Origin of the sequence: Prosthecobacter algae (assembly GCF_039542385.1) — a bacterium.
Taxonomy (GTDB): domain Bacteria; phylum Verrucomicrobiota; class Verrucomicrobiia; order Verrucomicrobiales; family Verrucomicrobiaceae; genus Prosthecobacter; species Prosthecobacter algae.
The window spans coordinates 77001-100531 of the sequence record NZ_BAABIA010000011.1 but is presented as its reverse complement, the minus strand read 5'-3'; the positions used below and the strand labels follow the sequence as shown (position 1 = coordinate 100531).

The window sequence follows — 23531 nt, the reverse complement described above, 5'->3', positions numbered from 1 at the left end:
TAAATAGTATAACTTCAATTCCCGATGAAGACACGCACCCATACCCCGATTGCTGCCCTCGCCTCCCTTTTGTCGAGTTGCGCCCTCCTGTCCCACGCGGGAAGCCCGCCGCCACCCGCTGAAGCCATCCAGCCCCAGACTTCCAAGCTGGAGCGCTACTTCATGCAGGATTACATGCTGGGCGACTGGGGCGGCCTGCGCTCCCGGCTGGCAGAAAATGGCGTTGAGTTTGAGTTCTTCTACGTCGGCTCCATGCCCACCAACCTCAGTGGCGGCCTCCGTGCCGGGTCCGCCTACCAGCACGGCTTCCTCGCCGCCCTGGATCTGGATACGGAAAAGCTAGGCTTCTGGAAAGGTGGCCATTTCCACGTCTCCGGCGTCTCACTGGAGGGAGATCCCTTCGCCGCCACCTACGTGGGCGACCTGAATAAGACCAACCTCGTGGATTTCCCCGCCGATACCCGCCTCTGGCAGGCCTGGTACCAGCAGGAGCTCTTCGACAAAAAGCTCACCATCAAGGCCGGTCTCCTCTCCGTGGACCGTGACTTCATCATGCCCGAGCTCTACAACTCGCTGGCTTCCATCAACTTCCTGAACCAGACCTTCTTCTTCCCGACGATGGCGTTCAACCTGTATGACATCCCAGGTTTCCCGCCAGGCTCCCACTCCCTGCCTTCCACCCCTTACGCATCCCTTGGCGCACTGGTGAAATGGCAGCCCACTGACAGCTTCTACATCAAAGCCGCCATTTATGATGGCAATCCGGACGACAGCTCCTCCGGCACCCGCCTTGCCCTCCGTAGCGAAGAAGGCGCCCTCATGTACTTCGAGGCCGGCTACCGCCTGAACCAGGGCAAAGGCGACACCGGCCTGCCCGGCAACTACAAGGTAGGCGGTTATTACCACACCGACGAATTCTACGACATCTACACGACTGGCGTCTCCGCACTCGGCCTCGCCACTCCTGAAACTCACAAGGGCAACTACGGTGCCTACTTCCTGGCCGAGCAGATGCTCTGGCGCGAAGTCGGTCATGAAGATCCCGCCCAGCAGGGCATCATCGGTTTCTTCCGTGTCGCCGGCGCTCCGGCTGATCGCAACCTCGCCGAATTCGGCATTGATGGCGGCTTCGTCTTCAAAGGTCTCATCCCCGGCCGCGACTACGACACCCTCGGCTTCGGTGCTTCCTACCTGAAGATCAGCGAAGACGTCACCCGTGCCCAGCGCGATGCCAACAAGATCCTGCCTCTCTTGGGGGCTCCAAAGATCAAAGAAGCCGACTACGAAGGCGTCCTCGAAATGAACTACAAGCTGCAGCTCGCCGCTTGGTGGACCCTCCAGGCCAGCCTGCAATACGTCATCCATCCTGGTGCCCGTGCAGGTTTCGCCACCGAAGCCATCCCAAATGCCTGGGTCCTCGGCCTCCAGACCACCATCCGCTTCTAAACCCACCCGGTTTTCCCACATCGCCCTCTGCTCCCATTACGGGGCAGGGGGCTTTTTTGTGGAGGCTCTCACGGCTCCGCCTCAAGGCGGGGGCAAACTCGAAAAGAACGACAACCCAAATGATTAAAATTCGTTAATAATCAATCAACAAGGATGCTTTTCACGCTGCAAACATGATTTTCTGAAAGCTCAAAAAGCAGGAAGAGAAACGCACTTCTCCGGGGCAGGCCACAGCAACATAGCATCGTCAGGAAGCTGGAGTAATCTTGAGATCGTGGAAGCATCCCTCGGTCCGACATCCACAAACAGCCCCACCCAAAGTTTGTGGTCGTTCCCGCGCACCAAAGTACTCCAGAGCTTTAGCTCGGAAAATCCCCGAAGCCGAAGCAGACGCCCGATTTTCCACCAAGCCAGCAAATCTCCTGCCTCGCAAATAATTAATACAGGTTAACAATCAACCCATTAAACACCCTTTTCACACCTCTCACGGACACCTGGAAAACACCAAAATCAGGGCAGGGGACCACGGGTTCAGTGCACCCCACACCTTACCAGCGCCTCAATCTGCCCTGCTGGAATTCGGAGCCGCCGGCAATGCCTTGCGCGCCGGAATCATGGTTTCATGCTCCACCTCCACATACTTCACCCCAGTGATGATGTGACCCTCCGGGTTGCTCGGATCCGGCACAAAAGACACCACCGGCGTGTTGCCACCCTTTTCTTGGTTGGGGTGCCTTAGCTCGCCGCCCGACTGATGCAAATGCACCGTCTGATGAATTTCCTGCTTTGTTTCAAAGACGCCTGCAGGCACCGGGATCTGCTTGAGCGCACCCCAGATCGGCGCAGCAGTCTGCGGGATCAACAGGGCAATGAGGAGCACCAACGGAAAGAGAGCCACCCCAATCAGCAGCCAAATAACTCGGTTCAGAGAGCTGCGCAGCACGGCCAACTCGCGGTAAGTTGCGAAAGATTCCTTGTCGTTCATGGTTATAATTACCATATAAAACAGTTCATTTCATAGGTCAAGCGACCTATGAGGCCCCCATCAACATGACGCCAGCCAGACCGGGAAGCGGCCCCTTCGCCGATCATCGCCTCCGCCAAACCTAAAAACGAACATGGAAAAGCGATCAGAGATTCCGAATCTCGGCGCAATGGACTGAGGTGGGTTGAGAGGAGCGTGGTCATTCGCTTCGCGGCTTCGCACTTGACCGCATCTTCAAAACCATGCGACGAAGTCGCCTGACTCAACTCTGGGCTGTGGATCGCTTCTCCAAAAACTGTTCCACCCGCCTCAAGAAATCCAGGCCACACTCACCCTCTTTAGCCCCCCATTTGGCGATTAAGACCGCCTCGCCAAGAGCCTGGGAGGTAAACTGGGGATACTTCTTGGCAAGCCCCTCAATCATTGCTTGAAGCTCGAAGGTTTCAGGCCTGGTGCCGCTAGAAGTCGATGCTGTTCGTGCATTCATGGCCGTAGGCTTCCAATTCTGCATTCTGCAAGCAACTTTACAATAAATAAAGTTACTATTCATTGAAAATTTTCACCTACTAAGAAAAGAGCATACCCAAGCGTGAGACGAACTGACTTTTCAATTGTAGGACATTGATTCCTCACACCAGACACACAACCACAGGGACTTTCCAAGCGCCTCGTCTGTGCCAAATTCTTGCAGCTCTTGGCCCTGCTTGGCCACAGGCTACAACACGGCACGCACTCATTGTTGGTGAGCACGCCCAGGACCATGAGAGGTGCCTCTGGCTTTCTTTGAGGGCGTAAAGGGCGTAGAGGGCGCGAAAGTGTGAGAGTTAAGAAGGGCGGGGGGAGTGATACTAAAAGTGCAGCCAACAAGGCTGGATCTCGCCTGGAGTATGCCGTTTAGTATCAGCTCTCGAAATGCTATTGAGGATGTGCAGCGAGCCTAGCATGGTTAAGCTCACCGACGATGAGACCCCACACCCTTCTTGCCCTAAATCTCAACGCTGGAGCCGTGGAAATAAGCCTCGGCATTTTCGCTGTGATTTATGGAGCCATCTTTTTAGCCGGGGCTTCCAAACATCGTAAAACAGCCTCTTCACAGGCAAAAAAGCTGTTTTGGTGCGGGCTGATAGGCTGCGTAGGCGGGCTGATACTGGTCCTTCGAGGGGTTCTGTGAGAAATCAGAAACCAGTTAATTAAGACATCTTAACTAAATAGCGAGCCGCTAAGGCGAATTTCTCGCTTGCTGATGCACCAAATTCTTGCGGCTCCTGGGCCTGCTTGGTCACAGGGTCCAGAAGCCGGGGCCGAGGCGAACGGGTCGCTTTCCGTTTCTTCGCTTTCTCGGCAATTCCTTCCCAGTATTGGGCCAGCGTCAGACCTCGACGCGCTGGCATCATCTGGGGATAAAGGGGACCGCCCTGGCTCTGAGCCTTTGGGCGGGCAACCGGGCGGGAGAGGAGAATTTCAGCCGTTTTTCTGCGCTTCCTCATGTCGAACCTTCGGTTGCGAAGGGCACGGAAACGGCAGCAAGAGTTGGATGTCCTCTTTAGGTTGACCACTGCCCAGATCTTGCCGGGTAGGTCTCAACACCCGCTCAAAAAAGAGGGGTTGAATACGCGAAATCCCATTGGGCACGCGTCGCTGTGCTTCCGAACCTTTCATTGTTTTGCTGACTGAACCGGCTGTGAACCCGGGCCGCTGTGAAACGACGATGACAGCTATCTTCACTACTGGAGATTAGGTCAAGCAGTAATTTTAAAAATCGATGAATCCAATCGGATGGATCAAATCGAGAGAGATAATCTCATTTTTTGTTTTCGTTCTTTCTTGCTCTAATTGAGAAAGCAAGAAGGTCATTTTAGGGGAAAGACCATTAATACACTTAATCAGGTTTTTATAGTTTTGATTCAGGGCATTCTTGAACCTTTGCTGAACAGGATGCTCACAGTTAAAAACCATGTGCTCAATATTTTTGAGTTTTTTCCGGATATGCTCAAGTTCAAAATGAACCTCTCCTAGCGATGAAATCACTTCGCGTGATCTGTTGAAACCGGATATAACGATTTTCGATTGCTCCAAAAATGCGAGGTGTAAATCGAAGCTTGGGGATCCGATCCCATCATTTTGTATTGTCTCCATCAGTGCTTCCGACTCCACAATGAGAGTCTGGATTTTCTTAAGGTAGAAGTTAACCTCATCATCAGCAATCTGGAGGTGAGATATGTATGACTCGAGCTCCTTTTTTCGGGTTCGCTTATTGTGTAAACCTTCGTTTAGAAGCAGCGCTGCAATTGCTGAGAGGGTGCTAATTACAGCTGTAAATAATGCCGAATTGTACCACGGATCAGCTTCAGGGAGATTAATTACAAACATAAAAAAAACGCACCCAAGGGATAAACCTTGGGTGCGCATGTCTGTGGATTCACAGGCCCACAGACGAGCTGAAAGGTTCGAAGAATCAGCATGGACAGATTAACAAGCTGGCGCTTGTCAATCAAGAACTAATTTCCTACTTTTCCGGTAGGACATTTCACATTACATACATTGTATGTAGTTATTGAAAGTGGTCCGAGGCTTGATTTTAAAGGGATTGGGAGGCCCCTCTTGGTTTGGCGGGTTCGAAAAGGTGCTCAGAGAGCCCGTTTCAAATGGCGGAGGTTTGGGTGGGTGTTTTGTGGCTCCATTGAGACGCCCAAACACATCCTGAGGGCCGGGTTCGGTCAGGGATCATGAGGCGGCCGTGATGGGGTCTCAATCGGGTCGTTCCAGTCTGGACTGCGGAGCGACAGATTAGGCGAACGTCGTTTTCGTGCGGTCTTCTGGCGGGCGTCATGAGAAAAAGGACTCTCATTGAATTCGCTCTCCGGGTCAGCAGGATTCGCGGATGAAGTGCGGGAGCACTGGCTGAATATTGCCGAACTGAAGCTTTCGAAACGCTTGGGGCTCGTTGCGATCCAGCCAAATGCCCAAGCGTCCAAAAGCCCGCTGGGCGATACACCATTCATTTGAACACATCCTATTCCACCTGGATTCAGAGCAAGTCGAGCTCCTCCAAAGAGTGCGACTTACTCGGCCAAAGCCTAGAAGCGGTCGGAAATGCAGCCTGGAAAGCTCCTCAGCCAACCGAGATCTAGGATCGCAAGCAGAGGGACTTTCCTGATGCCCTCGATGCCTCATTTGAGGCTGTCCTTGCACGGGATCACCTGGATGGAGGACTTGGCAATATGGTGGCGAGTCACAAGCTGACGATGGAGGCCAGATCGATGTCACTCCCGCTTGTCTGATTCATTTTTAATATAATTAAGCCGTTCATTAATAATGGATTAACGTCTTTTTAACGATATTTACTTTAATTAAAATAGCTGTTCTAAATCTTCCTTCGGAGGCCAAAGGATATCCAACAGTGCAGAATACAGGGCAATTCGGAGCCTAGGCTTCTCTCATTCAGGGGCAACTTCGGTCAATGCCGTTGCTGTAACACCGGGGGCTGAATTGCCCGTGGATTTAGCGAGGGTTGAAGCTTGGTTGATTCAAGGAAGATCGTTCTGGCCCGAAAGGTCGCGGGAGAAGCACGAGGACTTGTGGGGGAAGACGACCTGCTCTAACGCTCCTTCAGAGCGCGCCGCTGGCAGGAGTGAAGAGAACATAGTTACCAGGGGCTCGCGCCCTGGGCTGGATTCCTCGCCCCTTCGGAGCTTTTGAAAATTTGAGGAGCTGGGCTGCGGCTGGTCCCCTGCCCTTTATTTTCATCCCTTTACGTTTCTTTCTATTTAAAATGTGTTGATAAACAACTTATTAGAACGGCATTAACGTGTGGAACGTGTATTGGAATCTGCCCAAAAATGCAGTTTGGAAGCGATAAAAACTCTCGTTGCCCCCCTGAAGGTGGGCACGCAAAGGCGCAAAATATCAGTTCCTTGGCGTCTTTGCGTGAACCCTGCTTTGAACTCAGACGATTTACGTGATGGATCAATCGGTGAAATCGCGGCCGTTCGGGCGTCGCGCTGCGGCTGGAGAAAGAGGTATCGGGATGCGTATCAGGCCCAGGAGGCCTGAAGCTTGGTTTCACCAACCCGTGTGGCTCAATCGTATCAGACACTTTTAAAGCTGTTCTCCTAGAGCTAACCTTGAGCCAAAATCACGCGGTCACCCGAACGCAAATCGTTCGGGTCGATCCCCCCAAACCCCGCTCAAGGATTTGTCGGGGCGGGGCTTGTCGGCGTCGAAGGGGCTGCCGAAGATGTCGAGCTGCCGGGAGCAGATGCCGGAGGTGTGGCAGGTGGCGTCGCGGGAACGGTAGGTGCCGGAGAGGTCGTGCCAGAAGGAGGCGTCGCCGGCGGGGTGCTGCCAGCAGGCGCTGTGGCTTGAGTTCCTGGTGTGCCTGGGGCCGGGGGAGTAGCGACGACGGGCGGCGGCTCGGGTTTCTTGAACAGGTCCTCCCATTTATGAAGTGTCTCAGCGGCATTAGGCGTACCGATTTCCTGGAGGTAAGTGCTGCACTTCTGGTGCCAGTGGTCGAGGTTCGGCGGGCTGTTGGGCTTTTCTGCCGTGCCTGGGAAAACGATGTAGGTGACTTTCAGGTCGCTCTCCGGACGGCGGTAGGGGGTGGCGTTGGGGTTGACGGTCTTGGCCAGGCGGAGGGAGCCTTCGCCCATCTTGTGGCTGGGGCCGTAGTCGCCACAGATGGCCGGGTACATTTTGCCCTCATGCACGACGACGGCGTAGTCGCCGATGTTTGGGGTGTGCTTGTTAGTGGCGGCGTAGGGGCGGAACAGGAGGGAGATGACAATGAAGGGATCCTTTTCGGCAATGAGGCTGCTGCGGGCCTTCATTTCGGCGATCTCTAGGCCGAGCTGGGTGATGGTGGCCTTTAGCTCGCGATTGCGGTCGGCACTCAGACCTTTGACGGCAAACTGCTCCTTGGCCTTCTTCAGCCGCTCCTCCCACCGGGCGAGCAGCGGGTTGGGCGTGGAGGTCTTTTTCGCCCAGGCGTAGCTGGTGAAGGGCTGGTAGTAGTCCGACATGAAGATGTACTCGTCCAGGGTGGGCATGCGGTCGCCGTCGGAGCCATCGGCCACCACATCCATCTCGGACTGGATGAGTAGGGCCTTGCGGCTGGTGGTCGGGTGGGTGAGCTCCAGGATGGTCTCGCAGTCGAAGAAATTGTGGCGATCGAGGATGCGGTTCAGGCGGGTGATGTCGCGCTGGATGCCGTTGGTCTTGTTTTCGTAGAGCTTGTGGTAAAAGCCTGAGACCTTGGCCGTGGCCAGCATGGAATCGAGGCCCGGCAGGAGCTCTGGCAGCTTGGGATTGATCCGGGAAAGCTCACTGAGGCTCTGATTGGCCTTGGGCACGCGGACAGAGAGCTGGAATTCGGCCTTGTAGGCCTCGGGGTCTTTGCGCTCCAGGCTGGCATAAGTCCCCTGCTCCGTGATGAGGTTCGTCTTGATGGTGATGCCGTTGTAGAAGTTGGAGACGTCCACCTCCTTGCGGGCAATGAAGTTTTCTGGCAGCGGCGTCGGCGGGGCGGGCACCTCCACCTCGCGGACGACCTCCTTCACCACTTCTTTGACGACCTCGCGCGGCACTTCCACGCGCTTTTCCACTTCGCGGGTGATCACGCGCTCCTTCTGGGCGGCGGCGACGATTTCCTTCAGCGCGTTTTTGATCTTGCCGGCAAACGGCGTGAAAGGCAGCACCAGAAGGATGGAAATGATGACGAGCAGGAGCAGGCGGATGAGCTTGCCAAGCGCATTGCCCTGGGGTGGCTTGGACTGCCAGGGACTGGGACCGCGCTGGTCCATGGGGGTCAGGGAGGGATCGGGGCGCTTGATCATGCCGGGGGGAAAGTGAAGTGGATTCTTTTAAACAGTGCCCTTGGCGAACCGCCGCCGCAACAAGGGACGCAGTAGGAATCGCGGAAGATGATGGAAGAGGCGAGCGGCGATCTTCACGCCGAGGCCCGGATACACACAGGCCTGCCCGGCCCGCAGAGCCACCAGCCCTTCGGCCACGACCTGGGAGGGCAAAATGCGGAGGAAATCCTGCCCATCGCGATCGGTGTCTTCGCCATCGGGACGGCGGGCAGTTTGGCTAAAGCTGGTGGGCGTAGGGCCCGGGCACACGCAGGTGACGGCGATGCCTTCCGGCGCAAGTTCAACGGCCAAAGCTTCTGAAAAGCTGGTGACGAAGGACTTGCTGGCGGCATACACGGCCATGGCTGGCATGGGCAGCGTGCTGGCCAAAGAACTGATGTTGATGATGCCGCCTGGACGCCGGAGAAGCGGCAGGCAGGCATGAGTCAGCAGCACCAGCGCGGTCATGTTCAGATCCATCTGCGTCCGCAGCTTTGCCGCATCCGCACTGGCCACGGTGCCATAGTCGCCCATGCCGGCGTTGTTGATCAGCAGATTGGGCTGGAAGCCTGCCTGACGCACGCTTTCCAGCAGCAGTTCCCTGCCCTCGTCTGTGGCGATGTCGCCCGTGCAGAGATGGATCTGCAAGGTCCTATTGATGGCTAGGCACTCGGCCTTCACCTTCTCCAGCGCATCCATCCTGCGCCCGGTGAGAAACAGGGCCGTTGCACCTGGGGCAAGCTGACGGGCAAACTCGGCCCCCAGGCCGGAGGACGCACCCGTGATGAGGGCGCTACAGTGGTGGGTATCGAAGTTCATGCGAAGGACTTGCACGCGGCGTGCGCTGGCTGACCATGCGTGCATCCGCATGACCATCAACCCCCTTTCTGAGCAAGTGCCCTTCACCACGAAAGATGGCAGCACCATCCGCAGCATCCTGGACCGCACCAATGCCCCGGTGCAAAACCAGTCCCTAGCCGAAGCTACCGTACCCGTAGGTCGCCCCACCGAGCGCCACTATCACAAACTCAGCGAGGAGTTTTATTTCATCCTCGAAGGCAGCGGCACGATGGAGATCAACGGCGAGGAGAAAGCCGTGGCTCCCGGCGATGCCATCCTCATCCCACCCGGTGCCTGGCACCAGATCACCGCCCGTGAAACCCTGCGCCTCCTCTGCTGCTGCGCCCCGCCGTATGCGCATGAGGATACGTATTTTGAATGAGTGATTTCAAGCATTCCGGGGTGCTCCCTTGCACTCATCTTGCATTCCAGGCCCTAACGAGCCGGGTCGCTATCCTTTAGCGTTAGCTCAATTCCGATCCCCATTGACACATTTGCTGATGTTTGAAGATGCTGACGAACACATGAACGCCGGGAGGTTTGGGGATGCGCTTGCTGCCTATCAGAGTGCTTGGTCGCGATTGCAGAAAGATCTCAATGAAACACAGCAAGTCTGGCTGCTTCTTTCCATTGCAAACGCTGCGGTCCGTCTCGGAGACTATGAAGAGGCTTTGAGCGCCCTCTCCGTTTTACCCGAATGCTACGCCGGGTCCGGAATCGTGGTTGGCAATCCGCTTTTTCACTTGCTGGTCGGCTTGAGTTATCACGGCCTGAATGAAAATCCGGATGAGGCAACGGACAATTTTGCCCGCGCCCTCATTTGTGGTGGACCAGAAATCTTCTCCGGTGAGGATGCCACTCATTTGAAGCGAATGACGGAGGTTCTTCGTCCCCCGTCCGAACTTGGAACGTGGACGGGTTACGAGGGCTGTTGCAGGGACTTGCTGAATGAAGCCACCGGATATCTTCGCGATCTGCTGACGGAGAGAATCGGATCACCTCCGCCATATGCTAGCCACGAGTAACATGCAAGAACGTGAAGAGGATTATGGCACCCGCACAAGGTGAATCAAGCAATGGTGAACCACATCCTAGCCAAGCAGTCACGCTTTTTGTTAGCCACCCAAGTGAGGAGACATTAGTATTCAGGAAAGATGACAGGTGTCGGGAAGCGGTCTTCGTGCTTGAATTTCCCGCTGTCGAGGTATTCCTCCCGTGGGATGTGAACATCGGGCCAGTCCGCAGGACGGATGCGAATGACTCGGGTGGGGCGGATGCCTTCGGTGATGAGGTCTGTCTCAAAACGAATCTGGATGCCGCTGCTGCCTAATGGGATGTCATCGGAGGATGCTGTGACTTCTAGCAGCTCGCCACGTGACGCCAATTGGGTGGGCCCGGCAGTGCCCCCTTCGGTGTGCTTCAGAGTATTTTCCACGCCGTTCACGAAAGCGGAGATGCCTTTCTTGAAATCGGCGTAGATGGCGGGGTCCGCTCCGCCGAACAAGGTTGCGGTGACGGTGGCACGGCCAAATTTGCCATACTCGACGGCATCCACCCAGGCGGGCATCCAACGGCTGCGAATGAAGGCTTTGTGCGCCTCGGCCTGGAGATGGGAGGATCGTTGCATGGCGGTGTCATCCAGCCAAATATCCGAGATGTGAAAGCGGGTGAAAACACCGCCTGGCGTGGGCTTCCAGGTGATCCCCAGCAGGACAGCCTGGCCGCCGAGCGTTTTCTTGCCACTGGCAGGCCAGATGCCTTCCGTGATCAAGTCGGCAAAGGAGAGACATTCGCGGCCGCGCCAGATACGGGTGGCGGCATCGAAGGTCAGGTTTTCCTCGTTGGCTTTGCCCTCTGCACCGACACCCTCTTTCGGTTCGCGGCTGGCAACGATCAGTCCCGCGTTATTCTTGAGGTCGAGTTCTTTGAGCTTCCAGACCAAGCCCTCGCGCAGGCAGTGGCTGGGCTCATCTTCGAGGAGGAGCACGTGATTTTCGGCCGGTGCAATGCCTGCACCGCGATTGTGATCCGCGTCTTTTTCCTTATTGTTGATGGGCAGCACCGGTACGGCGGAGATCTTCGGATCTGGAGGTAGATAAGCGCGGACATGCAGCACGGTGCCTAACGGGATGTCTCGCAAATCCGCCGGTGCTCCGTGGTAGCGGACCTGACCGTAAGGGAGCAGGGCGAAAGGGTGCGGATCATTGCGGCGGAACGTGCCCGTGCCTTGCACGCGGAGGCTGCCGCGACGATTCGCGTGGTCCACAAACACCAGCTCGCCCCGATAGGAATGTGCTTTTTCCAAAGGCGGAAACTTCCCAGCCTCAGGCCGGAACGGCACATCTGCGGCAGAGGAAGCGGTGACAAGCAGGCCCAGAAGGGTGATCAGAAGTGGACGGTTCATATGGCTTTTTTGTGGTGGGTGATTTCCAGCAGATTCGAGGAGGCCCGCAGATTGATTCTTTTATGATCTTCTGGCCTACCTGAATCTGCTGGGGCTCATCTCAGTCCTCGAACCGATAGGAATGTGCTTTTTCCATAGGTGGAAACTTTCCAGCCAGAAGGGTGATCAGAAGTGGGCGGTTCATGTGGCTGTTTCGTGGTAGGTTATCCCCAGCAGATTCGAGGAGGCCCGCAGATTGATTTTTTATGATCTGCTGGCCTACCTGAATCTGCTGGAGCTCATCTCAGTCCTCAATACTTGGGGAAGATGGCTGGGGTCGGGAAGCGGTCTTCGTGGCTGAAAGAGCCATCGCCCAGATACTCCTCCCGAGGCACCTGCACCTGGAGCCAGCTCGCTGGACGGATGCGGACGATGCGCCCCGAACGGATGCCTTCGATGACGAGGTCAGTCTCAAACTGGACCTGGATGCCACTGCTGCCCAGGGGTGCGTCTTCAGAGGTTTTTGTGACGTTGCGGATGGGCCCCTTGGAGGCCATGTGGGCAGGGCCGTAATTACCGCCTGCATGCTTTAAGGTGTTCTCAGCCCCATTTACCAGCACCTGGCTGTCTTTCTGGAAATCGGCATACAGAGAGGCATCCATGCCGCCAAACAAGGTCGCGGTCACGGTGGCGCGACCGAACTTGCCATACTCCACGGCATCCACCCAGGCGGGCATCCAGCGACTGCGAATGAAGGCCTTGTGTGTCTCGGTTTGATTCTGGGCGGCACGTTGCATCGCGGCCTCATCCAGCCAGATGTCCGAGATGTGGAAGCGGGTGAACACTCCATCGGGCGTGGGCTTCCACGTGATCCCCAACAGGACGGCTTGGCCGCCGAGCGATTTCTTGCCACTGGCAGGCCAGATGCCATCCGTGATTAGGTCGGCGATGCCGAGGTATTCGCGGCCGCGCCAGATGCGGGTGGCCGCATCGAAGGTCAGGTTTTCCTCGCTCGCTTTGCCCTTCGCGCCAGCTTTGGACTCGCGACTGGCGACGATCATGCCTTCGTTGTTTTTAATCTCCAATTCTTTGAGTTTCCAAACTAAGCCCTCACGCTGGCAGTGGCTGGGTTCGTCTTCGAGGAGCAGCACGTGGTTCTCGGCTGGTGCGATGCCAATGCCACTATATCCCGCGATTTTATCCTTGTTATCCACTGGCAACACCGGCACGGCGGAGATCTTCGGGTCTAGCGGAAGGAAGGCCCGGACATGCAGCACAGTACCGAGCGGAATGTCCCGCAGATCCGCCGGTGCACCGTGGTAACGGACGATGCCATAAGGCAGCATGGCAAAGGGGTGCGGGGCATTGCGGAAATAGGTGCCTGCACCCTGCACCCGGAGGCTGCCACGGCGGTTGGCATGGTCCACAAACACGAGTTCACCCCGATAGGAATGCGCCTTTTCGAGAGGGGGAAACTTGCCCACCTCTGGGCGGAAAGGCTCCTCTGCGGTCGTTATGGATGCCCCAAGAACCAAGAGCAAAGAACCCAAGGAGAGGAAGAAGCGCTTCATAGTGTGATCACCTTGTTGCTGTCGCCAAACTGGTCAGTCTCCACGCCCATGCGTTGGGCCATGAGAAGGAGCAGGTTGCTCATGTGGGCATCGGTGTTTGCGGGGCGGCTGCAGAGCTGGTAATGCGCGGTCGTAAGTGCTCCTTCGGGATCGAGCGCGTAGCCTTGGAATCCTGGAGACATCTTGTTAAAGTCCAGGTGCTGCCCGTGCTTAAGACCGAGGTCCGAGCCGCCAGCGAGCACCAGTGGGAGGTTGGCATTGCCATGGCTGTGGCCGTAGGACATGCCGCTGCCAAAGAGGGACATGGTGGAGCCGAGCAACGACTTGCCATTGAGGTCATGGGTCTCCGCTAGCCGAGTGAGGAAGTAGCTGAACTGCTCGATGGCAAAGGTATCATAGTTGGTTAGCTTTTCCATGTAGCCCAGATCTCCGCCGTGGTGGCTGAGCTGGTGACGTGACTCTGTGATGCCGATTTCTGGGATGGCAATGGCCTGGCCTTCACCGCCTAGACTGAAGGTGGCCACGCGGGTCATGTCCGTTTGAAACGCCAGCACCATGAGGTCATAGACCGTGCGGAAATAATCCCCTGCCTTGGTGTCCGCGATATCACGGTTGGTGCGTTTGCGGTCCGCTTCGGATATAGCGGGCAGCGGCGTATCAAGCCAGGCATCGGCCCTGCGCGTGCGGATCTCTGCCTCGCGAACGGAGGTGAGGTATTGATCCATGCGCCCTTTGTCCTGCGTTCCCATTTTCTTCTCTAGCCGACGTACTTCGGCGAGGTTGTCATCCAGCACGCTGCCTTTGCGGCGCAAGGCCCGCCGCTGGGCTGCGATGCCGCCTTTCGGTTCCTCAAACATGGAGGAAAAGATCTCACTGCAACGGCGCATCGCAGGCAACCGGACTCCGTCAGCCGTCCAGGCGAGAGATTCCTGAGTGATGGCAACCTCCAGCGACGGGTAGCGGGTATGCTGCGCGGTGACTTCGGCCATCTTCTGGTCCACCGAGATGGTGTTCTTATCGGAAGGTCCGAGCTTTCCTCCCGTTAGCCAGACGCTGATGCAGTTGTGGTGATGACTGAGGCTTCCCGGATGATGCAGACCGCTGATGGGAGTGATGACCTGGCGGTGCTTTTCCAGAGGCATGAGCGACCGGGAGAACTTGTAGTCTTTCCCTGAGGTGGTGATCTGGTAGTTCAGCGAATGGACGCCATTCGCCAAATAAATGAAGGCGCTGCGCCGTGGTGTGGCAGTAATCTTCTCTGCCGCCGCTGCGCGAAGCGGCACCATGCATTCCAGCAGAGGCAGGGAGATAAACGAGCCCAGTGCTTTGAGCGCATGCCGGCGATCAATCAGCCAGGATTGGGAGAGGTAGTTCATACTTGTTTTTAGATTCGTTGGTGATTTCCAGCAGATTCACAGAGGCCCATAGATTATTTTTGAATAACTCAAGATGCTAAATTCAATCGGCTGGCCTTCTTGAATCTGCGGGAGACTTGGATTCCAGCAGATTCAGACAAGCTCATAGATTACCTTTTGGGATGTTGGACGAAGGCTAAGTCGGCGGTGGATTTGCCAAAATGAAACATGATGCCCCAACCAAGATTAAGCCAGCGGAGATGGGTTTGAAGGGTTGCGCGATCCGTGGCGTTGATGCCATCGGTCAGCGCCGTGACATAGACTGCGCAGGCACCATTGACGACAAGACTGCACACCGTGATGCCAGGGTGGCTGAGAACGGTGACGGTTGGATTGAGATGAACTTGGAAACCGGTGGCTTGCATGGCCGCCCTGACCAGACCGTTCCAGGTCGTTTGCCGATAACCAAGACCGACTTCGTCCAGGCATTGACTGATAGCTTGGATGATGGTGGTCGCCAGGACTCGATTTGAAACGAAATCGGGCAGACTGGTTTCTGTGAATCCCGCTGATTGCGAACGATATAACAATCGCTTCCACATTAGACTCTGCTTGCCGAAATCAACCAGCAGACAGGTACGTAGTCGCCAAAACTTGCAGTAGCAGAACACCTGAACCAAGTGTTCTGGCGCAAATGATCCACGGAGACATTTCAACTCCGGAATGAAATGCTCCTCAATGACGAAATCAGGCTCGAAGGTATCCGCCACAATCCCGCGATAGACCAAATCCCGCCTCGGTTTTGAAAGGTGCACAATACCCCCCTTTGTGAGGGCACCGACAAGCTCTTGATGGTAGATCTCCTCACCAAGCCCAGGCCCAACGGCTGAGTGCACTTTCATTGCGTGCCCAATGAAAGCATGCGTAACTGGGTCTCCCTTAGATTGAGGGAGACCAGCCGATTGAATTTTAGCATCTTGAGTCATTCAAAAAGTAATCTGTGGGCCTCTCTAAATCTGCTGGCAACCCGAGTCTCCCGCAGATTCAAGGATGCCAGCAGATTGGATTGTAGATCTTTGATTGTTAAAAAGTAATCTGGGGGCCTCTCTGAATCTGCTGGCAACCCGAGTCTCCCGCAGATTCAAGGATGCCTGCCGATTGTGTTGTAGATATTTGTTCGTTAAAAGTAATCCGTGGGCCTCTCTGAATCTGTGGGAGACCCCAGAGTTGTCATCGCTTTCTCATCAGCTTCGAGAGAGCCACGGCCCGGACGATGTCCTTGACCCCGTATTGGTTTTTCTTCGCTTCGGTGACGATGGCCGTGATGTCTTCCTGGTCATCCACGGTGAGCACGCGGCGGAGGCCGTAGGTGCAGAGGTGTTCGATGAAGGCTTGCACGAACTTCTCGCGATCTTCGATCAGCAAGCGTTTGAAATCGTTGGCATCTTTGAAGGCACGACCGTCGGGCATCTCGCCACTGGGATTCACCAAAGGGTTTGCCCCGACTCCTGCCGCGACATTTTCATGCGTGCGCCACTGACCGATGGCATCGTAGTTATCCCAGGCGAGGCCGAGCGGATCAATCTTTGCATGGCAGGCGGCGCAATTCGCGTCGTTGCGGTGCGCCTCCAGTTTATCCCGAAGGGTCGCCTTGGGGCTTTTGGGCGGATTGGGTTCGATCGCTGGCACGTTGGCCGGCGGTGGCGGGGGCGTCTTGGCAAAGATCACCTCGCTGAGCCAGACGCCCCGGTGCACCGGGCGGTGACGCGTTCCGTCCGAGGTCAGCCCGAGCGTCGCCCCCATCGTCAGAAGTCCGCCACGACGATCCTCGGGCTTGAGGGAGACACGCTGGAAGCTGGCTGTCTTCGGCTCCGGCAATCCGTAGAAATCGCAGAGCCGGGAATTGGCCATGGTCCAGTCGGAATCAAGAAAGGACTCCATGGGCAGGTTCTTCGTGAGCATTTCGCGGAAGAACTCCACAGGCTCGGCCCGCATGCTCATTTCGAGCCAGCGGTCGTAGGCGGGGTAGAGCTTTTTGTCCGGCGGGAACATGCCAACACGGTGCAGTTGCAACCACTGCCGCGAGAAGTCATCCACGAAGCGGTTGATCTTGCTGTCCGTCAAAATCCGGTCCAGCTCCTTTTTCAATCCCTCGTCCTTCAGACCGCCTCCTTTGGCTGCATTGAAAAGAGTTTCATCCGGCATCGAACTCCAGAGAAAATACGAGAGCCGCGATGCAAGTTCCATGTCAGTGAGTTGCTCGCGGGCCGTTGGCTCGCCTTCGACGAGGTAGAGGAAATTTCGTGAGGTCAGCACGCCTTGCATCGCCACACGATAGGCTTCGGCAGGTTTTTCACCGGCCTCGCGTTCGATCCGGTAAGATTGCAAATATGGCTCCAGTTCCTCCTTGTTGACAGACCTGCGCCAGGCGCGTTCGGCAAAGCGTTGCAGATGTTCCGCGACGACTTCGGGTGTCGCGTCATCGGCGGGGACCACGTCCTTGCGCCGGGACTTTTCCACTTCCGTCGCCAGCGGCCCTTCCCATTCGATCCAATCGAGCAGCACTGTTGAAAAAAGGCCGTTGCCTTTGTCATCGAACATCTGCGGGGCGTTAGGGTTCAAGAGCACGGTCTCGCTGCTATGCGTGAAAATGTAGCCGCCTCTGCTGGAGAGGGCATTGCGGAAGGCCGCGCCACTCCGTCTGTCCACCACATCCGTGGCCACGATGCAGAAGTCCAGTGTCGCGGGCATCTCGAGAAACACCTCGAACTCATAGACCTGCGGCTTGTCCTCCGGTGCGGTGATGTCCAGGTCAATGACACTGTCCACCGTCTCCTCTCCAGTGCGCTTGCCGATGCTCAAATGAGCCGGCTGGCCACCGAGGGGCCGGATGCCGCTGGCCTGGATGCGGACTTTGTAGAGCCCGCTATGCTCCGGCCCCATCTTCCCGAACCACTGGGGTGAAAGCGCATTCTGAACGGTGCCTGGAAAGAGGAGATAACGCAGTGGACGCTTGATGCCGAAGCGGTCCAGCGCCGCCTGCTGTTCCTTGCCTCCGTTGTAACGCAGATCCGCTGCAGTCTTGCGGACTTTGCGAGCCTCGCCAGATGCTGCGGGAGGAAAAGCGCGGTCGAGCACTGTCCCCGCAGCACGGTAATAACGATCCACATGCGACGGCGAAAGCGACAGCTCCGAGCCGATGCGCTCGAATCCATGCCACAGCGTGTCTTCGTTCAGCTCCCCGGGCTTGGCGGGATCGTATCGCACGCCGAGCAGGTCATAGACCGTGTTTTGATACTCTTTCCGGCTCAGGCGATAATGAGTCACCGCTGGCCGCGCTGCCATTCGCCCCGCCCTGCCCTCTTTGATTCGTGAGTCGAGACTGGTGACGAATGCCTCGATTTCCTCCTGCGTCGGTTTCTTCTCTTTCTTCGGAGGCATCTCGCCGGAATTCACCTGCTCGATCACCTCCGCCCAATGATGGGAATCCGCGCCCAGCTTGAAATCGCGCGAAAGCTGGTCGATCCTCAAGTCCCCCTTCACTTTGTCGGGACCATGACAACTGAGGCAGTGCTTCTCCAAGAAGATGTCAAACGGCTCGGCTGCACGGACGACATCGGCAAGGCCAAGGCTGGCGACGAGGAGGGCTGGCAGGCTGTAAACGCAACGTATCATGAGATAGGGAGCAATACGTAGCCGATGCGGCCTTTGTGCGACCACCCCGAGTTCTCGGGGGTGGGGCAGGTAGCTGAAATAGCTGTAATTTTTGGCCGAGCGTTTCTTTCCAAAGTCCTCCAGACCCCACTTCCGCACAAAATCCGCATATCTGCGCGCAATCCTTGCAAGACTGCCGGGCAGCGGCACGGTTACATGGCTGGCTCTTTTGTCACACGCCGCCGTCATTGGTGACGTATCCCCTTGATTGCCATCTCCTGCCAGGAAATTTGTCCCCTTCCCCCATGTCCACCGTCGCTGTCCGTTCTGCCACCCTGCCCCCAGCCATCCCCGGACTTGTGAGGCGCTTTAGGCAGCCCAAAAAGAACATCCCGCAGACCAAGCAGGACCGTGATTTCGTCCTGCAGGCCGTGCGTGAATATGCGGAGCAGACCAAACTCGTCCCGCCTGTGCCCATTGATGAGCTCCAAGTCCACACGGACAAGATCATGGCCCTCAACGGCATCGAAAAGATCTATCGCGACTACACCGGTGTGCTTCTGGCCAATGAAACCTGGCGCGAGTCCCTGGCCACCGTGCCATTTGAAAAACGCCTCCTGCTGATGCCCAAGTGCCTCCGCATCGAGAGCAAATGCCCCGCTCCCTTTGATGAATTTGGTCTCCTCTGCAAGCAGTGCGGCCTCTGCAGCATCCAGGACTTCCAAAACGAAGCCGAAAAGCTCGGTTACGCCGTCCTGGTGGCCGAAGGCAGCGCCATCGTCATGTCCCTCATCCAGACTGGCAAGATCGAGGCCATCGTGGGCATCTCCTGCCTGCCCGTTTTGGAGCGCACTTTCCCTTACGTCGAAGCCGCCGCCATCCCCGCCGTGGCCGTGCCGCTGCTTCAGGATGACTGCATTGACACCACGGTGGATGTGGACTGGGTCTGGGACTACATCCACCTCACCAGCGAGGACAAAACCCGCCGTCTGAATCTGAACGACCTTCACGAGGAAGTGAAGACCTGGTTCACCCCCGAGGCCCTGGAGGCCATCCTGGGCAAACCCAGCTGCCAGACCGAGCAGATCGCCCGCGAATGGCTGGGCCGCGCTGGCAAACGCTGGCGCCCCTTCCTCACCATCGCCGCCTACCAAGCCCTTCGTGAAGATCCCGAGGCCCCCATCTCAGACGACCTGAAACTCGCCGCCATCTCTGTCGAAGCCTTCCACAAAGCCTCGCTTATCCACGATGACATAGAGGACAACGATGCCGAACGTTACGGCGAACCTACCCTCCATTCCGAGCACGGCATCCCCGTGGCCCTGAACGTGGGAGATCTTCTCATCGGCGAAGGCTACCGCCTCCTGGCTGAAATGAAATGCGCCAGCCACATCCGCAGCGCGTGCCTCAAAGTCGCCGCAGAAGGCCAGCGCGAACTCTGCCGCGGCCAGGGTGCTGAGCTCCTGTGGAACAACCACCCCGTCGCCCTCAGCAACACCCAGGTGTTGGAAATCTTCCGCAGCAAAACCGCTCCCGCCTTTGAGGTCGCTTTGAAAATCGGGGCTGCCATGGCCGGCCAGCTCGACGAAACCGCCGACGCACTCCACACTTACAGCGAAAACCTCGGCATCGCCTACCAGATCCGCGATGACCTCGATGATCTTGGCGATGACTCCGCAGCCGACAACAATGTCAGCATACGCCCCAGCATCATCCTCGCCCTCCTTCGCGAGCGCGGCAAAGGCGAGGTCAAGGAAATCATGGAGGCCCTCTGGAACGGCCAGGCCACCAGCCTGCCTGACAAGCCCACCATTCGCAAATGGGCCGAGGAATCCGGTGCTTACGACAAATCCACCCTCATGCTAGAAACCTACAAGGAGGCCGCCATCCGCAGCCTCCAGGAGGTGGAGCTACCCAACCTCAAAGGTCTTCTGCGTCGTGTGATCGGCAAAATCTTCAACGAACTCGAAATCAAAGGCTGGTGCCGTGAGTTCGAGCAAAAGAACGCCAATCCCGAATTGCGTGAGCAAGCTGCCAAGGCCGCAGAGCATCTGGTGCCTAATACGGTGGTTGCGGCGTAGTCTCAGGATGATCAATTCTTGGACTTCTGCCTCGGACTTTTGCGGCCACGCACTCTCAAGAGTGCGTGAACCCATTCCATCAGCTCCCTGGATGCCCCGATTCACGTGTTGACGCCACCTCGGAATCAAGATAGGAACGCAGACTTAGTGCAACCCATGGCAGACATCCCGGACTCTCGAATTCTCATCGTGGACCCTGACCCAGACTTTCTCGTCTGGGCATCGGGACACCTGAAGGCACCCGGCGTCTCCGTCAGCACTGCTGAACGGGCCGAAGAGGGACTGGCCAATTACCAGAAAAGCCGGGCGGATCTCGTCCTGGCCGAAGTGCGCCTGCCCGGCACCTCCGGCATTGAGCTCCTCAAGCGCCTGCGCCAGACCGACCCGAACGCGATGGTCATTCTTTTCAGTGGCATCGCCAGCACCAGCAACGTCATCGAGGCCATGCGCCTCGGTGCCTACGATGTGCTCGGCAAGGAAAAGCTGCCTTACGAACTGCGCACCGTGGTCGAAAGTGCCCTCCGTGCCAATGAATCCCGCCGCGTCACCCGCGCCAACGCCTCCGAGATTCCCGCCGAAACCATCCAAGAGACCATCATCGGCCGTTCCGGGCCCATGCAGGACGTCTTTAAGATGATCGGTCGTGTCTCCCGCAGTGATGCCCCCGTCATGGTCACTGGCGAAAGCGGCTGCGGCAAGGAACTCGTCGCCCGCGCCATTCACAAATTCAGCCCGCGCACCCAAAAAGAATTCGTCGGCATCAACATCACGTCCATTCCGGACAACCTGATGGAGAGCGAAATCTTTGGCCATGAAAAAGGCAGCTTCACCGGTGCCGTCACCCAGCGCATCGGCCGTTTCGAGCAATGCGACGGCGGCACCCTTTTCCTTGATGAAATCGGCGACATGCCGCTTGCCGTGCAAAGCAAGCTCCTCCGTGTGCTTCAGGAAGGCGAATTCTGCCGTGTCGGTAGCAATCAGGTCCTGAAATGTGACGTGCGCGTCCTCGCTGCCACGAACAAAGATCTCGAAGCCGAAGTCGCCAAAGGCACCTTCCGCGAAGATCTTTTCTATCGTCTCAATGTCGTCCGCATCCACATACCGCCGCTCCGCGAGCGTCGCGAAGATGTGCGCCTCCTGGCCGAATTTTTCCTGCACCGCCAGTCTGCCCGCCGTCGTGGCCTGACCATGCGCTTCACCGAAGACGCCCTCGCCCTGCTGGAGGCCTACGACTGGCCCGGCAACGTCCGCGAACTGGAAAACACCATCCAGCGCGCCTGCGCCCTCTGCAATTCGGACGTCCTGCTCGCCTCAGACATCCCGCTCGGCAGCACCGGTAGCCGCCATGGCAATTCCGCCAGCACCGTCACCCGCATGCGCGATGCCCTGACTATGCTGCTCAACACTGCGCAGAACAGTCCCGACATTGAGCTACTGCCTTGGGTTGAGCGTGAGCTTTCCCGCATGGCATACCGCCATTACGAGGAAGATGCCGCCAAGACCTCGAAGCTCCTCGGCATCACCTCTGCCGAACTCCAGGAAAACCTGGGAGCCCCCGCCGTCAAAAAGGCCACGGCCAAGAAAGTCGGTTAACAACGTTTCCTCAGCCTTCGCCTTCTGAGAGCGAAGACTTTCGAACGCTATTTTCCACACTTTGCTCTCCCTTTCTCGAGGGGGACAGAGATTAAAATCCAGGAGACGGGATTGGACCGACTCCTGGATCAGAACTTTACTTGGCTGGGTAAAGCGTCGGCAGCCATTCGCCGACGCGGACGAGCCAGTTGTCCACCGGCAGTCCCTTCTTCTTCATGCCGAAACCATGGCCGCCCGTGCTGTAGATGTGAATCTCGCAGGGCAGCTTGTTCTTTTTGTACTCAAGGTAGATGAGCGCGCTGCCGGCAGCGCTGTGGGGATCGTCATGGGCATGGACCAGGCACATGGGAGGAGCCTTGGCAGTCACCTTGATTTCGGGCAGGAGGGCAAACTCATTCTCCTTCCCCACCAAGTAGGCTGGATAGACAGGAATGGCAAAGTTAGGCGTGGCATCGGCCACATCCAGCGCAGGGTCCTGCTCATAGCTTCGCTCATTGGCATGCAATGCGGTCACAATGGAAAGATGGCCACCGGCAGAGAAACCCAGGATGCCGATACGGTCTGGCTGAATGCCAAACTCGGCCGCACGATGGCGGAGGATGCCGATGGCGCGCTGCGTATCCTGCAGCGGCACACGGCTGGGATCATCATTGTCGCGGCGGGGCACACGATACTTCAGCAGCACAGGGGTGACCCCCAGAGTGCGCAGGTAATCGCAGACCTGGGTGCCCTCATGCTCAATGGCCAGGATGCCATAGCCGCCGCCGGGGCAGACCAGCACGGCGGTGCCGTTGGGCTTGTCAGCAGGATAGATGGTGATGGTGGGATCCGAGACATTGCCCAGACGCTTCACCCCATCCTCCTTTTCACGCTTGATTTCGGCCTCAGGCTCAATTTTGAACCCCTCTTTTTCAGGCGCACCTTTGGGCCAAAGCTTGAGTGTGATAGGCTCTGCCGCTGGAGTGAAAGCGGTGACCGTGAGAAAAAACAGGGCAAAGGAAGGCAGCCATTTCATAAGGAGTGAGCATCCAAACGGAAGGCGGGCCAAAGATCACGCGAAATTCATGCAAAGATGCATGAATTTAAGTTGCGCTTATCTCAAGGCGCAGCATTGTCACTGCCCGCTCGCAGCCACTCAGGCACCGCGAGCAAACGGGGCGTAGCTCAGCCTGGTAGAGCGCTTGCTTTGGGAGCAAGAAGTCGTCAGTTCGAATCTGGCCGCCCCGACCATTCAAAGAGAATGGAATGGAACTAAAAGTTTCTGGCACACCGGATGTCCGCACTCTACGCCGCCACACTCACCACTTTCAAAGCTCAAGGCTGGCATTATCGCGAAGTCGTCGGCATGGAAGTCCTCGAAGCCGATTTCGAAGCCCATCACACCAAGGTGGCCCTGCATGTGCAAATCTATGGGGAGGCCCACATCGCCACGGTGGTGGCCACGGCCTCCATCCAGGTTCCTCACACGCACCGCCTGCCAGTCGCAGAACTGCTGATGCGCACGAATAAAGAACTGAACCTGGGCAACTTCGAGCTCGACTGGGACAGCGGTGCCGTGATGTTTCGCATCACCAACATTTTCCCGCCTCATCGTTACGATCAGCGCATCCTCGCCTCCCTGGTGCATAGCACCGTGGCCGAGACGGACCGTCTGACCCCCTTCCTGGGCGAAATCTGCAACACTCCCAAGGGCGAACTGCTGCTGCTGCGCGTGCGCGACCTGATGAAGCGCGAAGAACTGCTGCCCCCGCCGCCGCCAGAGCAGGCTTGA

16 protein-coding genes and 1 tRNA gene are annotated in these 23531 nt (G+C 57.1%); 7 read left to right on the top strand and 10 right to left on the bottom strand.

Features of this window, described 5'->3' with window-relative positions; genetic code table 11:
• The first annotated feature begins 24 nt into the window (after positions 1 to 24).
• Entirely contained in the window at positions 25 to 1446 is a 1422-nt protein-coding gene (locus ABEB25_RS22075; RefSeq protein WP_345738618.1) for a carbohydrate porin, read from the top strand.
• 559 nt (positions 1447 to 2005) lie between these two features.
• On the opposite strand, the gene ABEB25_RS22070 is transcribed toward ABEB25_RS22075, so the two are convergent.
• The 4 genes from ABEB25_RS22070 to ABEB25_RS22055 form a co-directional block, all read right to left on the bottom strand.
• Complete coding sequence (locus ABEB25_RS22070) at positions 2006 to 2431, bottom strand: hypothetical protein (RefSeq protein WP_345738617.1); 426 nt, start codon at positions 2429 to 2431, stop codon at positions 2006 to 2008.
• 1752 nt (positions 2432 to 4183) lie between these two features.
• Positions 4184 to 4840 (bottom strand): hypothetical protein, encoded by a 657-nt coding sequence (locus ABEB25_RS22065; protein ID WP_345738616.1) that lies wholly within the window; start codon positions 4838 to 4840, stop codon positions 4184 to 4186.
• Positions 4841 to 6618: 1778 nt separating this feature from the next.
• Positions 6619 to 8265 (bottom strand): glycoside hydrolase family 75 protein, encoded by a 1647-nt coding sequence (locus ABEB25_RS22060; RefSeq protein WP_345738615.1) that lies wholly within the window; start codon positions 8263 to 8265, stop codon positions 6619 to 6621.
• Between the two features lie 27 nt (positions 8266 to 8292).
• Positions 8293 to 9102 (bottom strand): SDR family NAD(P)-dependent oxidoreductase, encoded by an 810-nt coding sequence (locus tag ABEB25_RS22055; RefSeq protein ID WP_345738614.1) that lies wholly within the window; start codon positions 9100 to 9102, stop codon positions 8293 to 8295.
• 49 nt (positions 9103 to 9151) lie between these two features.
• On the opposite strand from ABEB25_RS22055, the gene ABEB25_RS22050 reads away from it, so the two are divergent.
• Positions 9152 to 9505: a cupin domain-containing protein gene (locus ABEB25_RS22050; protein ID WP_345738613.1), complete on the top strand. Its 354-nt coding sequence runs from the start codon at positions 9152 to 9154 to the stop codon at positions 9503 to 9505.
• Positions 9506 to 9623: 118 nt separating this feature from the next.
• Positions 9624 to 10148, top strand: a complete 525-nt coding sequence (locus tag ABEB25_RS22045; protein ID WP_345738612.1) for a tetratricopeptide repeat protein — start codon at positions 9624 to 9626, stop codon at positions 10146 to 10148.
• A 113-nt stretch (positions 10149 to 10261) separates the two neighbouring features.
• Here the strand turns inward: ABEB25_RS22045 and ABEB25_RS22040 are convergent, their stop codons facing one another.
• From ABEB25_RS22040 to ABEB25_RS22020, 5 genes are all read right to left on the bottom strand, one after another.
• Positions 10262 to 11527 carry a hypothetical protein gene (locus ABEB25_RS22040; protein ID WP_345738611.1) on the bottom strand — a complete coding sequence of 422 codons (1266 nt, stop codon included), beginning with the start codon at positions 11525 to 11527 and terminating at the stop codon, positions 10262 to 10264.
• A 290-nt stretch (positions 11528 to 11817) separates the two neighbouring features.
• Complete coding sequence (locus ABEB25_RS22035; RefSeq protein WP_345738610.1) at positions 11818 to 13077, bottom strand: hypothetical protein; 1260 nt, start codon at positions 13075 to 13077, stop codon at positions 11818 to 11820.
• Complete coding sequence (locus ABEB25_RS22030) at positions 13074 to 14453, bottom strand: DUF1552 domain-containing protein (protein WP_345738609.1); 1380 nt, start codon at positions 14451 to 14453, stop codon at positions 13074 to 13076. The genes ABEB25_RS22035 and ABEB25_RS22030 overlap by 4 nt, the downstream gene beginning before the upstream one ends.
• Positions 14454 to 14602: 149 nt before the next feature.
• Positions 14603 to 15418, bottom strand: a complete 816-nt coding sequence (locus tag ABEB25_RS22025) for a GxxExxY protein (protein WP_345738608.1) — start codon at positions 15416 to 15418, stop codon at positions 14603 to 14605.
• 244 nt (positions 15419 to 15662) lie between these two features.
• Positions 15663 to 18107, bottom strand: coding sequence for a DUF1592 domain-containing protein (locus ABEB25_RS22020; protein ID WP_345738607.1), 2445 nt, complete (start codon positions 18105 to 18107; stop codon positions 15663 to 15665).
• 284 nt (positions 18108 to 18391) lie between these two features.
• Between ABEB25_RS22020 and ABEB25_RS22015 the strand changes: the two genes are divergently transcribed.
• Complete coding sequence (locus ABEB25_RS22015; RefSeq protein WP_345738606.1) at positions 18392 to 20167, top strand: polyprenyl synthetase family protein; 1776 nt, start codon at positions 18392 to 18394, stop codon at positions 20165 to 20167.
• 156 nt (positions 20168 to 20323) lie between these two features.
• Positions 20324 to 21760, top strand: a complete 1437-nt coding sequence (locus tag ABEB25_RS22010) for a sigma-54-dependent transcriptional regulator (protein ID WP_345738605.1) — start codon at positions 20324 to 20326, stop codon at positions 21758 to 21760.
• 136 nt (positions 21761 to 21896) lie between these two features.
• Here the strand turns inward: ABEB25_RS22010 and ABEB25_RS22005 are convergent, their stop codons facing one another.
• Positions 21897 to 22775 (bottom strand): alpha/beta hydrolase, encoded by an 879-nt coding sequence (locus ABEB25_RS22005; protein WP_345738604.1) that lies wholly within the window; start codon positions 22773 to 22775, stop codon positions 21897 to 21899.
• Positions 22776 to 22913: 138 nt separating this feature from the next.
• Here ABEB25_RS22005 and ABEB25_RS22000 point away from each other — a divergent pair.
• Both ABEB25_RS22000 and ABEB25_RS21995 read left to right on the top strand, forming a co-directional pair.
• Positions 22914 to 22990 (top strand) — tRNA-Pro (locus ABEB25_RS22000).
• 43 nt (positions 22991 to 23033) lie between these two features.
• Complete coding sequence (locus tag ABEB25_RS21995) at positions 23034 to 23531, top strand: type III secretion system chaperone family protein (RefSeq protein WP_345738603.1); 498 nt, start codon at positions 23034 to 23036, stop codon at positions 23529 to 23531.

What these genes read in the sequence shown, in the direction of transcription:
- ABEB25_RS22075 (WP_345738618.1), top strand. Translation starts at nt 25, where the DNA reads ATGAAGACACGCACCCATACCCCGATTGCTGCCCTCGCCTCCCTTTTG.
- ABEB25_RS22070 (WP_345738617.1), bottom strand. Translation starts at nt 2,431, where the DNA reads ATGAACGACAAGGAATCTTTCGCAACTTACCGCGAGTTGGCCGTGCTG.
- ABEB25_RS22065 (WP_345738616.1), bottom strand. Translation starts at nt 4,840, where the DNA reads ATGCGCACCCAAGGTTTATCCCTTGGGTGCGTTTTTTTTATGTTTGTA.
- ABEB25_RS22060 (WP_345738615.1), bottom strand. Translation starts at nt 8,265, where the DNA reads ATGATCAAGCGCCCCGATCCCTCCCTGACCCCCATGGACCAGCGCGGT.
- ABEB25_RS22055 (WP_345738614.1), bottom strand. Translation starts at nt 9,102, where the DNA reads ATGAACTTCGATACCCACCACTGTAGCGCCCTCATCACGGGTGCGTCC.
- ABEB25_RS22050 (WP_345738613.1), top strand. Translation starts at nt 9,152, where the DNA reads ATGACCATCAACCCCCTTTCTGAGCAAGTGCCCTTCACCACGAAAGAT.
- ABEB25_RS22045 (WP_345738612.1), top strand. Translation starts at nt 9,624, where the DNA reads ATGTTTGAAGATGCTGACGAACACATGAACGCCGGGAGGTTTGGGGAT.
- ABEB25_RS22040 (WP_345738611.1), bottom strand. Translation starts at nt 11,527, where the DNA reads ATGAACCGTCCACTTCTGATCACCCTTCTGGGCCTGCTTGTCACCGCT.
- ABEB25_RS22035 (WP_345738610.1), bottom strand. Translation starts at nt 13,077, where the DNA reads ATGAAGCGCTTCTTCCTCTCCTTGGGTTCTTTGCTCTTGGTTCTTGGG.
- ABEB25_RS22030 (WP_345738609.1), bottom strand. Translation starts at nt 14,453, where the DNA reads ATGAACTACCTCTCCCAATCCTGGCTGATTGATCGCCGGCATGCGCTC.
- ABEB25_RS22025 (WP_345738608.1), bottom strand. Translation starts at nt 15,418, where the DNA reads ATGACTCAAGATGCTAAAATTCAATCGGCTGGTCTCCCTCAATCTAAG.
- ABEB25_RS22020 (WP_345738607.1), bottom strand. Translation starts at nt 18,107, where the DNA reads ATGATACGTTGCGTTTACAGCCTGCCAGCCCTCCTCGTCGCCAGCCTT.
- ABEB25_RS22015 (WP_345738606.1), top strand. Translation starts at nt 18,392, where the DNA reads ATGTCCACCGTCGCTGTCCGTTCTGCCACCCTGCCCCCAGCCATCCCC.
- ABEB25_RS22010 (WP_345738605.1), top strand. Translation starts at nt 20,324, where the DNA reads ATGGCAGACATCCCGGACTCTCGAATTCTCATCGTGGACCCTGACCCA.
- ABEB25_RS22005 (WP_345738604.1), bottom strand. Translation starts at nt 22,775, where the DNA reads ATGAAATGGCTGCCTTCCTTTGCCCTGTTTTTTCTCACGGTCACCGCT.
- ABEB25_RS21995 (WP_345738603.1), top strand. Translation starts at nt 23,034, where the DNA reads ATGTCCGCACTCTACGCCGCCACACTCACCACTTTCAAAGCTCAAGGC.